This is a genomic window from Xanthomonas sp. NCPPB 3583, assembly GCF_041475715.2.
Taxonomy (GTDB): domain Bacteria; phylum Pseudomonadota; class Gammaproteobacteria; order Xanthomonadales; family Xanthomonadaceae; genus Xanthomonas; species Xanthomonas euvesicatoria.
This window is the reverse complement of record NZ_CM191263.1, coordinates 1,661,827-1,675,787: the sequence shown is the minus strand read 5'-3', so window position 1 is coordinate 1,675,787 and position 13,961 is coordinate 1,661,827. Positions and strand designations below refer to the sequence as shown.

Annotated in this window: 9 protein-coding genes; 6 read left to right on the top strand and 3 right to left on the bottom strand. The window is 64.8% G+C overall.

Going from position 1 to position 13,961, the window contains the following annotated elements:
• Positions 1–15: 15 nt before the first annotated feature.
• Complete coding sequence (locus ACCQ07_RS07470) at positions 16–456, bottom strand: MarR family winged helix-turn-helix transcriptional regulator (RefSeq protein WP_014089765.1); 441 nt, start codon at positions 454–456, stop codon at positions 16–18.
• A 122-nt stretch (positions 457–578) separates the two neighbouring features.
• Here ACCQ07_RS07470 and ACCQ07_RS07465 point away from each other — a divergent pair, with 122 nt between their 5' ends.
• The 3 genes from ACCQ07_RS07465 (at position 579) to ACCQ07_RS07455 (ending at position 4,753) form a co-directional block, all read left to right on the top strand.
• Positions 579–1,430, top strand: coding sequence for an AraC family transcriptional regulator (locus ACCQ07_RS07465; RefSeq protein ID WP_029819043.1), 852 nt, complete (start codon positions 579–581; stop codon positions 1,428–1,430).
• 61 nt (positions 1,431–1,491) lie between these two features.
• Positions 1,492–3,735 carry a DNA topoisomerase IV subunit A gene (parC, locus tag ACCQ07_RS07460; RefSeq protein WP_031421868.1) on the top strand — a complete coding sequence of 748 codons (2,244 nt, stop codon included), beginning with the start codon at positions 1,492–1,494 and terminating at the stop codon, positions 3,733–3,735.
• Positions 3,736–4,096: 361 nt separating this feature from the next.
• On the top strand, positions 4,097–4,753 hold the full coding sequence (locus ACCQ07_RS07455) for a thiopurine S-methyltransferase (RefSeq protein WP_122273107.1): 657 nt from the start codon (positions 4,097–4,099) through the stop codon (positions 4,751–4,753).
• A 265-nt stretch (positions 4,754–5,018) separates the two neighbouring features.
• On the opposite strand, the gene bfr is transcribed toward ACCQ07_RS07455, so the two are convergent.
• Positions 5,019–5,504 carry a bacterioferritin gene (bfr, locus tag ACCQ07_RS07450; RefSeq protein WP_014089761.1) on the bottom strand — a complete coding sequence of 162 codons (486 nt, stop codon included), beginning with the start codon at positions 5,502–5,504 and terminating at the stop codon, positions 5,019–5,021.
• A 146-nt stretch (positions 5,505–5,650) separates the two neighbouring features.
• Here bfr and ACCQ07_RS07445 point away from each other — a divergent pair, with 146 nt between their 5' ends.
• The 3 genes from ACCQ07_RS07445 (at position 5,651) to hpaM (ending at position 12,118) form a co-directional block, all read left to right on the top strand.
• Complete coding sequence (locus tag ACCQ07_RS07445; RefSeq protein ID WP_372165653.1) at positions 5,651–8,065, top strand: penicillin acylase family protein; 2,415 nt, start codon at positions 5,651–5,653, stop codon at positions 8,063–8,065.
• 421 nt (positions 8,066–8,486) lie between these two features.
• Entirely contained in the window at positions 8,487–10,625 is a 2,139-nt protein-coding gene (locus ACCQ07_RS07440; RefSeq protein WP_218505424.1) for a TonB-dependent siderophore receptor, read from the top strand.
• A gap of 440 nt (positions 10,626–11,065) precedes the next feature.
• Positions 11,066–12,118, top strand: coding sequence for a type III secretion-associated outer membrane-bound protein HpaM (hpaM, locus tag ACCQ07_RS07435; protein ID WP_029819038.1), 1,053 nt, complete (start codon positions 11,066–11,068; stop codon positions 12,116–12,118).
• 67 nt (positions 12,119–12,185) lie between these two features.
• Here hpaM and asnB read toward each other — a convergent pair whose 3' ends face one another.
• A complete protein-coding gene (gene asnB / locus ACCQ07_RS07430) occupies positions 12,186–13,880 on the bottom strand; it encodes an asparagine synthase B (RefSeq protein ID WP_008576702.1) in 1,695 nt (564 codons plus the stop codon).
• Positions 13,881–13,961: the final 81 nt, after the last annotated feature.

Below are 13,961 nucleotides of genomic sequence, written 5' to 3'. Positions count from 1 at the left end.
GGGAACTAGCAACGTTCATGAGTTGAGTGCATCGCGGACACGGATAAGAAGTGAGGTGAGAAGTTCGCGCTCGGCCGCGGACAGGTCGCGCAGGCCGTGCTCGATGGCGCGTTCGCCGCGCAGGCGCAGCCGCTCCCACAGCGCCACGCCCTGCTCGGTCATGACGATCTGCAGCGCGCGCCGGTCTTGCGCATGCGGCTCACGCCGCACCGCGCCCAGCGCTTCAAGCTTGTCGAGCAGGCGGGTCACCGCGCTCGGGGTCTGGTCCAGCGCCAGCGCCAGTTCGTTGGCCGTGCACGGCGAGCGCACCGCCAGGATCTTCAGGCCCACGTAGTGGCTGAAACCGAAATCGGGCAGTTCGCCCTTCATCTCGGCATCGAGCTGGCGCATCAGCGCATCGCGCACCTGACGCAGCAACAGGCCGAACGACGGTGTGGCGGAAGACGAAACATTCATGCCGCACATTTTGTTCCGAAAAATATATTTGTCAACGCAATTATCCCGCCAGGGATTAAACCGCCCGCAAGGATCGCCACCTTACGCGGCGCGTGCGCTGGCTCGGTAATACAATTCGGCCAATGAGTATCGAAAACCCGCCAACCCAGATCGATGCCCTGCCGCCAGGCGTACGCGCCAGCTTCGAAAAGGCCGATGGGCCGGTGCTGATCGCGTTCCTGGCGGAGCTGCGCGAGGTGTGGGCGCCGGAAACTGCCTGGCACGCGCATGTCCGCGGCCAGCTGATGTATGTGGAGCATGGCGTGCTCACCGTACATACCGAACAGGGTGCCCTGTCGCTGCCGCCGGGCTGCGCCGGCTGGATGCCGCCCGGGCAGCAGCACACCGTGGAGCTGGCCGGGCCGATGCGCGGGTGGGGCGTGATTGTGCGGCCGGATGCCTGCGCCGCCCTGCCTGCGCAAGGCGGGGTGATCCGGCTGACCGGGCTGGCCCGCGAGGCCATCATGCGGGCCGCCGACTGGCCACTGGATCAGCCGCTGGATGCCGCCCAGCAACGCCTGGCCGCGGTGCTGCTGGACGAGCTATGTCAGGTGCAGATCGACCACCTGCACCTGCCGATGCCGGCCGACCGCCGGCTGCTGCGGATCGCCCGCCAGTTGCTCGACACGCCCGCCGACCCGCGCCCGCTCGACGCCTGGGCCGACTGGGGCGGATTGTCGCCGCGCAGCCTGAGCCGGCATTTCCGCGACGAGACCGGCCTGAGTTTTGCGCAGTGGCGGCAGCAGGCGCGGCTGACCGAAGGCCTGCGGCGGCTGAGCCAGGGCCACGCGGTGGCGCAGGTGGCCGACCAGCTTGGCTACAGCAGCCCCAGCGCCTTCGTCAGCGTGTTCCATCGCCATTTCGGCGCCCCGCCCACCCGTTATCTGGCCGGCCCGCATGCGCGCGGCTTGGCATCCCCCGCCGCATCCGGATAATCGGCGCTCTTCGAGCCCGCGCCCCGGCGCGGGTTCCTCTTCACGCAGGACCTGGCTTTACATGACCGATCTGACCCGCCCTACCTTCCACGGCTTTGAACAGCTGCCGCTGCGCGAATACGCCGAACGCGCCTATCTCGACTACTCGATGTACGTGGTGCTCGACCGCGCCCTGCCGTTCCTGGGTGACGGCCTGAAGCCGGTGCAGCGCCGCATCGTCTACGCGATGAGCGAGCTGGGCCTGAACGCCGCCGCCAAGCCGAAGAAATCCGCGCGTACCGTGGGCGATGTGATTGGTAAGTACCACCCGCATGGCGACAGTGCCTGCTATGAGGCGCTGGTACTGATGGCGCAGCCGTTCTCGTACCGTTATCCGTTGATCGAAGGCCAGGGCAACTTCGGCTCCACCGACGACCCCAAGTCGTTTGCAGCGATGCGCTACACCGAGTCCAAGCTGACCCCGATCGCCGAAGTGCTGCTGGGCGAGCTTGGCCAGGGCACCACCGATTGGGCGCCCAACTTCGACGGCACCCTGGAAGAGCCCACCTGGTTGCCGGCACGCCTGCCGCACCTGCTGCTCAACGGCACCACCGGCATTGCCGTCGGCATGGCCACCGACGTGCCGCCGCACAACCTCAACGAGATCGTCAGCGCGCTGCTGCGCCTGCTCGACGACCCTGACGCCACGGTCGCGCAGCTGTGCGAGCACGTGCTGGGCCCGGATTACCCGACCACCGCCGAGATCATCACCCCGGCTGCGGACCTGCGGAACATCTACGAAACCGGTCACGGCAGCGTGCGCGCGCGCGCCACCTACAAGAAAGAGCACGCCAACATCGTCATCGACGCGCTGCCCTACCAGGTCTCCCCGTCCAAGGTGATCGAGCAGATCGCCCAGCAGATGCGCGCCAAGAAGCTGCCATGGCTGGAAGACATCCGCGACGAGTCCGACCACACCAGCCCGGTGCGGGTGGTGCTGGTGCCGCGCTCCAATCGCGTCGATGCCGAACAGCTGATGGGCCACCTGTTCGTCACCACCGATCTTGAGCGCAGCTACCGCGTCAACCTCAACGTGATCGGTCTGGATGGCCGCCCGCAGGTCAAGAACCTCAAGCACCTGCTGAGCGAATGGCTGAGCTTCCGCAGCGATACGGTGACCCGCCGCCTCAACCATCGCCTGCAGAAGGTCGAGCGTCGCCTGCACCTGTTGGAAGGCTTGTTGATCGCCTTCCTCAACCTGGACGAAGTGATCCGCATCGTCCGCAGCGAAGACGAACCCAAGCCGGTGCTGATCTCGCGCTTCGCGCTGAGCGAAGAACAGGCCGAATACATTCTGGAAACCAAGCTGCGCCAACTGGCGCGCCTGGAGGAAATGAAGATCCGCGGCGAACAGGAAGCACTCGCCAAGGAACGCGCGCAGCTCATGGCGATCCTGGAAAGCAAGACCAAGCTGAAGAAGCTGATCAAGGACGAACTGACTGCCGATGCCAAGAAGTTCGGCGATGCGCGGCGTTCGCCGCTGGTGCAGCGTGGCGCCGCGCAGGCCATCGACGAAACCGAAATGGTGGCCAGCGAACCGATGACCGTGGTGCTATCGGAGAAGGGCTGGGTGCGGGCAGCCAAGGGCCACGAGGTGGATCCTGCCGGCATGTCCTATCGCGAAGGCGATGGCCTGCTGGCAGCAGTGCGCAGCCGCAGCACGCATCAGGTGGCGTTCCTGGATTCGGACGGCCGCGCCTATTCCACCGCCGTGCACACCCTGCCCTCGGCGCGTGGCAATGGCGAACCGTTGACCGGACGGTTTTCGCCGGCCTCGGGCGCGGCGTTCCAGGTCATGGCCAGCGCCGACAACGCCACCCGCTTCGTGCTGGCATCCTCGCACGGCTACGGCTTCGTCACCCGTTTCGAAAACCTCACCGGCCGCAACAAGGCCGGCAAGGCGATGCTCAATCTCACCACCGGCTCGCATGTGCTGACGCCGGCCCAGGTAAGCAACCCGCAAACCGATCGCATTGTCGCCGTGACCAGTGCCGGCAATCTGCTGGCGGTGCCGGCCACCGACGTGCCCGAGCTGGACAAGGGCAAAGGCAACAAGATCATCGAGATCCCCAAGGCCAAGCTCGGCACCGAACGCGTGGTGGCCGTGGTGGCGGTCGCACCAGGCAACACGCTGCTGGTGCGCAGCGGCGCACGCACCATGAGCCTGTCGTTCAAGGACCTGGATACGTATGTGGGTGCGCGTGCGAGCCGTGGATCGCTGTTGCCACGTGGGTGGCAGAAGGTGGACGGGTTGGAGGTGCAGTAGGAGACGGCAATTCACTCGTCCGGCGCGCAGCGGCGCGGTGGGGACTACGGTCGCCTCAGGCTGCTGGGGCGGCCCAACACGCGCAGGAGTCTGCCCTGGCGGAGGAACTTATCCTCCTTCAACGCGCCACCCCTCCGCTGCAGGACGTTGCTCCCCTACTGCTCCCGTGCAACGCAACCAGGCGTCCGCACACCTGGGGCATTGCAGGCAATAAAACTGCTGATGCACTGGCATCAAGTATTCTCATCCAGGCGCAACGATGCAGTCGCAAACGCACAGCCAACGCCGCGCACTGCTTCAGAACGCGCCACGCCCCACGCTCGCATGACCACAGTGGAGACAGCCACTGACAAGGCAACGCATGGACACGAATTTCTGGTTGGAACGTTGGCAGCTGGGACACACCGGCTTTCATCAGCAAGAGGTATTGCCGCTGCTGCAAAAGCACTGGCACGCACTGGATCTGCCGAAGGAATCGCGCGTGCTGGTGCCACTGTGCGGCAAGACGCTGGATATGCATTGGCTGGCGGCGCAAGGCCATCGCGTGCTTGGCGTGGAGCTGTCGCCGCTGGCGGTGACGCAGTTCTTCGATGAGGCGGGCCTTCAACCGCAGCGTCACAGCAGCGCTGCTGGCGAGCATTTCATCGCCGGCCCGATCGAGATCATCTGCGGCGATGCATTCGCGCTGGACGCCAGCGCGCTGGCCGACTGCACGGCCGTCTACGACCGCGCCGCACTGGTCGCGCTACCGGCCGAACTGCGCCAGCATTACCTGCAAACGGTCTACGCGCCGTTGCCCACACACTGCCGCGGTCTGCTGATCACCCTGGAATATCCGCAGGCTGAAAAGGCCGGCCCGCCGTTCTCGGTGGACGCAACGCACGTGCATGCACTTTTCGATGCCGCCTGGCAGTTAGACCAGCTGGAACACCGCGACATCCTCGATCAGGAACCACGCTTCCGCGATGAGGGCGTCACCGGGTTATCGACGGCTGTCTATCGCCTGCAACGCCGCTGAAACGGCCGTCGGGCGCTGCACGCCCATCACGTGGCAATTGCATGTCTGCATGCTGCAATCCTCGGTGGCGGATCAGAACAGCGCGGCATTGCGCCATGCGGTCGTTCTGCAGCAAAACGCGACAAAACGGAATCCTGCAGCCAGCTGCAGGAGTGGCAGGCAGGCCGCACAGAGCATCGTGGGAATGGCTAGGCACGCGTATTCCATGCCGAGCCGGTTCACGCCGCGTCAGCCAGCCAAGCGACTGCGCAGCGGCGTTGCCGGCTCAACCGGCGACGTGACCCTTGTCGATCTTTGATGTCTGATACAACTCCAGTCCGATGCGCTTGATCAGGCCAAGCTGCTGCTCCAGCCACCACGCATGATCTTCTTCGGTGTCCTGCAGCTGCTTGAGCAGCACATCGCGGCTGACATAGTCGCCATGTTCTTCGCACAGCTTCATGCCGGCAGCGAGCGCAGCGCGCACTTCGTACTCGACCACCAGGTCGCGCTCCAGCATTTCGACCACGGTCTTGCCCGGGGTGAATTCGGCCGGGCGCATGTCCGGGTCGCCTTCCAGGAACAGGATGCGCCGCAGCAGCGCATCGGCGTGCTCGGTCTCCTCTTCCATCTCATGGTTGATGCGCTCGTACAGCGCCATCAGGCCCTGATCCTCGTACCGGCGCGAATGCAGGAAATATTGATCGCGCGCCGCCAATTCGCCGCGCAGCAGCTGCTTGAGGTAATCGATGACTTCGGGATGGCCTTTCATGGTGTGCTCCAGCGACGCAATGCGCGCATGGTGCCCTAAGCCGCCGGGCAATGATCTAATCGGAATCACTTTCAGTTGCGCTTGCGGCCGGACCTGCCACGGTCATGTCCGCCGGCCACACTTCACCGGGGTCCAAGGAACCGACAATGCGTAAATGGCTGGGCCGGCTGCTGCTGGGAATCGTGTTGCTGGTCCTGGCGGCCAGCCTGGGGCTGTATCTGTTGATGCGCGGCAGCCTGCCGCAGTTGGATGGCGACAGCGCGCTCAGCGGCCTGGCTGCGCCGGTCAGCGTGCAGCGCGACCGGCTGGGCGTGGTCACCATCGATGCAGCAAACCAGCTCGATGCGATGCGCGCGCTCGGCTACGTGCATGCGCAGGAACGCTATTTCGAGATGGATCTGATGCGCCGCGCACCGGCCGGCGAGTTGTCCGAGCTGTTTGGCGCCAAGGCCGTGGACCTGGACAAGCGCAACCGCGTGCATCGCCTGCGTGCCCGCGTGCAGGCCAGCCTGGACATCGCCACCGGCAGCCAGCACGCTGCATTGCAAGCCTATACCGATGGCGTCAACGCAGGACTGGCGGCACTGCGCGTACGGCCCTGGCCCTATCTGCTGCTGCGCCAGACACCGCGCGCATGGACGCTGGACGACTCCATCCTCACCGCCCTTGCGATGTACGCGGACCTGCAGGACAGCGATAACCAGACCGAGCTGGCCGCCGCGCGCATCCGTGCCGTGGTGCCGCCTGCGCTGGCGGCACTGCTCGACCACCAGGGCTCCAGTTGGGACGCGCCGTTGTTCGGGGAGCCGCAGGGCGATGCCAGCTTGCCGGATGCGACCACGCTGGATCTACGGCGTCTACCGCATCGGCCTGCCGCGCCCCACGCGGAAACGCCGACACCGGGCAGCAATAACTTCGCGGTAGACGGCAGCCTCACCGCCGACGGTCGCGCCATCGTTGCCGACGACATGCATCTGGGCCTGCGCGCGCCCAATATCTGGTTCCGCGCACGCCTGCGCTATGCAGACAGCAATGCGCCCGAGGGCAAGGTGGATGTCACCGGATTCACCCTGCCGGGTCTGCCGGCGGTGGTCGTGGGCAGCAATGGGCACGTGGCTTGGGCATTTACCAACAGCTATATCGACACCGCGGATTTCGCGCGCATTCCTGCACCCACGCCGGGTCACCCGCAAGCACTGACCAGGCATGTGGAAACCATCCGCGTGGCGGGCGCAGCGCCGGTGCAGTTCGAGGTCCGCGAAGCGGCGTGGGGACCGCTGCTGCACGTCAACGCCGACGGCAGCGCGCTGGCATTGCGCTGGGTGGCGCAGTTGCCCGGTGCGATCCGGTTGGACTTCGCTCAGATGAGCACGGCGGGCGATCTGCAGGCGGCGTTCGCGGTGGCCGACCGCTCCGGCATTCCGGCGCAGAACCTGCTGCTTGCCGATCGCAGCGGGCGCATCGCCTGGCGGCTGATCGGCGCGCGCCCCGCCCGCAATGCCGGGTGCGGCCCGAGCGGGATTGCCGAACTGGCGACATCGACGCCCGTCCCTGAGGCAGCATCCGGCGCACCTGCAGAACCGGCTGCAGCGCCGATGTCGGGCACCTGCCTGCCATGGTCGCTGCGCAGCGATGCTGCGCCTGCGTTGATCGATCCGCCGTCGCACCGGCTCTGGACCGCCAACAACCGTATCGTCGATGCGCAGCAACTGGTCACGCTTGGCAACGCAGGTTACGACCTTGGCGCGCGTGCCCAGCAAATTCGCGATGATCTTTTCGCAAAGCAGCGCTTCAACGAACGCGATCTGCTCGCCATCCAGCTCGACGATCGCGCCGTGCTGCTTACGCGCTGGTGGCAACTGCTGCGTAGCGTGGTCGAGCACAGCAAGGACCCGGCACTGCAACAGATTGCACATGCCACGCGCGACTGGGACGGGCACGCATCGACTGGCTCGGCCAGCTATCGCATCGTGCGCGAATTCCGCAACAAGACCATCGAAGCGGTGGAAGCCGGCCTATTGGCCCCGGCAAAAGCCGCACTTGGCGAGGAGTTCCTGCCGCCGCGTCGCGCGCAACTGGAGGGCGTCGTTTGGCCGTTGCTGCAACAGCGCCCGGCCCACCTGTTACCGCCCACCGCCGCAAGCTGGGACCAGTTGCTCGACGATGCTGCGCGCAGTGCGCAGTCAGAGGTGATTGCAGAAGACGCACAAAGCGAACCGCGCGGCCAGCACACCTGGGGCCAGCGCAACACCGCCGCCATCTGCCACCCCATCGCGCGTGCCCTGCCCGCCCTGGCCAAGCGCTGGCTCTGCATGCCGCCCGATCAACTGCCGGGCGACCGCGACATGCCGCGTGTGCAAGGCCCGGCCTTTGGCGCCTCCGAGCGCATGGTGGTTTCGCCCGGCCACGAACAGGACGGCATCGTGCACATGCCCGGCGGCCAGAGCGGCCACCCGCTCTCGCCGTTCTGGGGCGCAGGGCACGACGATTGGGTGCATGGCAGACCCACACCATTCTTGCCCACTGCCACGCGGTACACGCTGCAATTGCATCCGCAGTAACAGCGGGCGGCAACGCGGCTGCGCAGCGTGCAGCGAAGCAGGACGAAGACGTCAACAGCATCGCCGCTTCAGGCGCCTCTCCCCTCGGGAGAGGGGGTGGGGTGAGGGTACGGCCATCACGCACGATTGGAAGAGTGCGTGATGTGACCCTGCGTGCGCGCCCATGAGGCTTCGCACGTACCCTCATCCGCCCTTCGGGCACCTTCTCACCCGTGTAGCAGGACAATATTCCGGCAGGAGAGGGGAAGCTGCGCACTCATGCCTCCATTTCAGGGCTCCGCATCTTCGCGTCGCATGTCTGCATCCGCACAGGTGCGCGCGCATCTGCCACCAAACAGGGCGCCCCACACCCGGCCACCTCCGTGATCAAGCAAACACATCATGCTAAGATGCATTTGATAACCATTCCCATTAGTGATCAATGCGCCCCACGCTTCTTGTCACCGCGCTCGCCGCTGCGCTCGCTCTGCACACCCTGCCCGCCTTCGCTCAACACACCACCACGCCAGCCGTGACCGAGCTGGATGGCGTGGATGTCATCGGCCGTGCGCAGACGCTCTACAAGTCCGAAGACGCAGCTGTTGCCACGCGCACCGATACCCCGCTGGCACTGGTGCCGCAGTCGGTGCAGGTGCTGCCGCGCGAGTTGATCGACGACCAGGCTGCGCGGCAGATCACCGATCTGTATCGCAGCATCAGTGGCATCAGCTTCTTCAGCTATGCCGGTGTGACCTTGCGCGGCTTCCGCCAGGAAAACGTGCTGTACGACGGCCTGCGTGGCGACCCGTATGCCGGGTTCTCGGTGCCGCAACTGTTCAACATCGAGCGTGTGGAAGTGCTCAAGGGTCCAGCCGGTGCGCTGTACGGCGGTGGCGAACCCGGGGGTGTGATCAACTATGTCACGCGCAAACCCGCTCATCAGGCGGCCCGACGCATCGAGCTGCAGCTGGGCAATCAATCCTTCGGTGCAGCCTCGTTCGAGGCCACCGGCCCTGCGCGCGCAGATGGCCGCATCCGGTACCGCATCGGCGCCTATGCCGATGGCGAAGACGGATTTCGTTGGAATACCGACAGCCAGAGCCAGATCGGCGATGCGTCGGTGGCCTTCGATCTGGGCGATACCGGCGAGCTCACCCTGCAATACACCGACATCACCCAAAACCTGGGCGGCAACCGCTTGCGCGGCGTGCCGGTCGATAACGCCGGCAACTTCCTCACCGACCGGCGCTGGAACCACAACGAACCCACAGATTTCCTGGACATGCGCGCCAAGGTGGCGCTTGCGCAATATCGGTTTGCGCCGTCCAGCGCGTGGGAGGTGGACATGGCGCTGCGCTGGTTCAAGAACCAGGAGCATCAGATCTATCACGAGCCAATGGGGTTGATCGACCGCGATCGCGACGGTACCGCCGAGTGGATGACCCGGCAGCTGCGCAATCAATACCGCGACAACGATGCGATCTCCAGCAACGTCAACGCGATATTCCGCACCAGTACCGGGGCAATCGACCACACGTTGCTGATGGGCGCGGACTACTACCGCCTGGATGCGGATTTCCGCGCGCAAACCGCCAACACCGCCGACACCGGACGCGTACGTGGCCCGGTGCCCGGCATCGATTTGTTCAACCCGGTGTACGGCCGCAGCGGCTTCTACGACTACGGCTTGGATGCCCTGCCCTGGCGCGCCACCAGCACGCGCAGTCAACGCTACGGTGCATATCTGCAGGACGAACTCACGCTGACGCCGCGCTGGTATGCAATGGCCGGGCTACGCTGGGACGGCTTCAAGGACGACGACCTGCTGACTGGTTCGCGCGTCACCGGCAACGATCTCAGTTGGCGCGTCGGCAGCACCGTCGTGTTACGCGACGGCATCAATGCCTACGCAAGCTATGCCAGCGGCTTCCTGCCGCAGGACGCGGCCAATCAGGACAGCAGCGTGGGCGGCCCGTTCGCACCGGAACGCAGCACCCAATGGGAAGTGGGCCTGAAGACTGCGCTCAACGATGGCGGACTCACCCTCAACACGGCGCTGTATCGCATCGAGCGTAGCAACATCGTGCAGGCGAACGGGCGCGTCGTCGACGGCGTCAATCAACTCTCCGCGCTTGGCTTGGTGCGCAGCGAAGGGCTGGAAGTCGACCTGCTGGCCGACCTGACCGAACGTTGGGTGCTCAATCTCACTTATGCCTACAACGATGCACGCGTGCTCGATGCCGGCACCAACGGCATCACCAATGCCTCTGGCGATCGCTTCGCCAATGCACCGCGCAACACTTTTGGCCTGTGGACACGCTACGACCTGCCCGCCTGGCGCTCGGCGATCGCCTTCGGTGCCGACTACGTGGGCGAACGCGTCAGCCTGGATGGGCAACGCGTCAAACCGTACGCCATCTACGACATCAGCTGGCAGACGCAATGGAATGCGTGGAAGCTGCAGATCAACATCAAGAACCTGTTCGACAAGGTGTATGCAGTGAGCGGGTTCAATACGCGCGCCGGGCACTTCCCTGGCGAGCCGCGTCGCCTTTACGCGCAGCTGGCTTACAGCTTCTGACCAGCGCGCAGCGGATCGGTGGCGCGCCGCCGGCCCGCTGCGACGGCAACGCAAACAGCACAGCGTGCCTGCGGCCGCCACGCGCTCAAGACACGTGTTTCTCCTGTTTGGAACGACAAACCGCGTCTGGCTCGGTGTGCAAGTTACATGCGCAAAACGCCTGGAAACGGCCGCAGCCGTCGCTTGAAGGCGCCAAGACGTTCGACGCAAGACGAATCGCACGCTGACAACATAGCGTGCGCAATGTGATGCAGGTCAGCCAGCCGACCGTGCGGTGTGCTCAAAGCAGCCTCGACTGCGGCAACGTAATGAACCTGCGCCGAATCGCGCGGCTGCGCATGGGCTGGAACTTAACGTTCGGTGGGACACACTAGAGCCCGTCGCGAATGTGGAGTCTTGCTCCGCACATCGCCCTCCTTCCCCCACTGACCGGAATCCGCATGCCTTTGCTTGCCCGCTCCGTTTCCGCCCTGTTGCCACTGATGTTTGCGACTGCCTGCACGGCAGCGCCGCCAGCCAAATCCGGCCCGCCGGATGCGCCCGTGGCTGCATGCACTGCCAAGGTACGTCCTGGCCAGGACCTGCAGAAAGCCATCGACAAACTGCCGCAAAGCGACAAACCCACGGTACTTTGCCTGGAAAAGGGCGAGTTCCCGCTCAACGGCTTGGTGTCGATCCATCGCGGCAACTTCACCTTGCGCGGCCAGGGTCCCAGCACCGTCGTGCGCATGGCCGACGGCGTGCAGCAGCCGGTGCTGGTGGTTGGCGATTACGAAAACCAGCAGCCCACCGGCGTGATCCGCAACGTCAGCATCGAAGACATGCAGATCGTAGCGAGCACAGGCGACAAGGAGTTCATGCCCGAGCGCCCCTACCTGAGCAACAGCGCAGTGGTGGTGCGGTCCGGGCAAGGCATCCGGCTTGCAGGCCTGCAGGTCAACAAGTGCCGCAGCGCGTGCCTGCTGAGCGAGTACGACACCCGCGAGATCACCATCGAAAACAACGATGTGTCCGGCGCAATCTGGGACGGCGTCTCGTTCAACCGCACTGCCAAGGTCACGATGGTCAACAACTACATCCACGACAACGTGGCCGCCGGCTTGACCACCGAACACCTGGAAGACAGCGAGATCCGCAACAACCGTTTCGAGCGCAACGGCAGCCAGGGCATCTATCTCTCCGATGCGCGTCGCAATCGCTTCAGCAACAATCAATTCGACGGCAACAAAGTGGCCGGCGTGTTTCTGGCCTGCGCGATTCGTTATCGCACCCCGGAAATTTTGTGCTGGGACAACAGCATGAGCCAGGACAACGTGTTCGAGAACAACCGTTTCGCCAACACGCCATTTACCTACACCATCGGCGTGGACCGCGCGGCCAACTGCACGTCGGCCGACTTCAAGCCGAACCTATGGCGCAACAACCAGGCCGACATGGCCGGTGTGGATATCGATCCGCAGCGCTATGGGTACTGCGTGCGTCACGAGCAATAAGACGCGCCGATCAACACAGCGGCCGGCCGTGCAGCGATGCATGCCGGCCGCTGCAGTGACTGCAGCCTTACGAAGCCAGCGCCTGCGCGTGCACCCCGGCAATCGCGCGGCCCGATGGGTCGGCCATCGCGGCAAAACTCGCATCCCAGGCAATCGCCGTTGGCGACGAACAGGCAATCGACTTGCCGCCCGGCACGGTTTCCGCCGCCGCCTGACCGGGGAAAAACTGCTCGAACAAGCTGCGGTAGAAATACGCCTCCTTGGTCTGCGGCGGATTGACCGGGTAGCGCCGGTCGGCGGCGGCGAGTTCGCGGTCGCTCACCTGCGCCTGTGCATGCGCCTTCAGCCCGTCGATCCAGCCGTAGCCCACGCCGTCGCTGAACTGCTCTTTCTGACGCCACAGGATCGATTCGGGCAGGTAGCCGGCAAATGCCTCGCGCAGTACGCCCTTCTCCATGCGCGTTGCCCCACCGCTGGTCTTGTCGATCATCTTGAACCTGGCATCCATGCGCATCGCCACATCCAGGAATTCGCGGTCAAGGAACGGTACGCGTGGCTCCACGCCCCAGGCCATCATCGACTTGTTCGCGCGCAGGCAATCGTAGTTGTTGAGCGCGTCGAGCTTGCGGACCAGCTCTTCGTGGAATTCGCGCGCGTTCGGCGCCTTATGGAAATACAGGTAGCCGCCGAAGATCTCGTCGCTGCCTTCGCCGGAAAGCACCATCTTGACGCCCATTGCCTTGATCCGCCGCGCCAGCAAGAACATCGGCGTGGAGGCGCGAATGGTGGTGACGTCATAGGTTTCGATGTGGCGAATGACGTCGGGCAATGCATCCAGGCCTTCGTCGAAGGTGTATTCGAAGCCGTGATGCACGGTGCCGAGCGCCGCGGCGGCCACTTCGGCGGCGGCCAGATCCGGCGAGCCTTTCAAGCCGATCGCGAACGAGTGCAGGCGCGGCCACCAGGCTTCGGTGGTGTCGTTTTCTTCGATGCGGTGACGGGCATAGCGCGCGGCAACGGCCGCAACCAGCGAAGAATCCAGTCCACCGGACAGCAGCACACCGTACGGCACATCGGTCATGAGCTGACGGTGCACGGCGCGCTCGAATGCTTCGCGCAATTCCTGCAGTTGCACCTGTACACCTTCCACCGCGTCATAGTGGCGCCAGGCGCGCTCGTAGTAACGGCTCAGTGCGCCGGTGGCGCTGTCGTACCAATGGCCCGGCGGAAACTGCGCTGCATCGGCGCAGTCGTCCACCAGCGATTTCAGTTCCGAGGCCACACGCAAACGGCCTTCGCGGTCGTGTCCCCAGTACAGCGGCACCACGCCGATCGGGTCGCGCGCGATGATGACGCGCCCTTCCGTCTTGTCCCACAGCGCGAATGCAAAGATGCCGTTGAGGCGGTTGAGATAGGAGGCCGGCGTATCTTCGCGATACAGCGCATTGATCACCTCGCAATCGGAGCCGGTCTGGAATGCGTACGGCTGCAGCAGCTCCGCCTTGAGTTCGCGGTGGTTGTAGATCTCGCCATTGACCGCCAAGGCGAGCTGCCCGTCATCGGAGAGCAACGGTTGCGAGCCTCCGGCCGGATCGACGATGGCCAGGCGCTCGTGCACCAGGATGGCACCGGTATCGACGTAGACGCCGCTCCAGTCGGGCCCGCGATGACGCTGCCGCTGCGAACATTCCAGCGCCTGCCGGCGCAGCGCCTGCAGGTCGTCACCGGGTTGCAGGCCGAAAATACCGAAGATGGAACACATGGAAACACTCCTGAAGAACTGCGGGGGGGTGGCGGCCGGGTGAGAGCGTGCTGCATGGATTGACGCCCATAAAAAAACCCG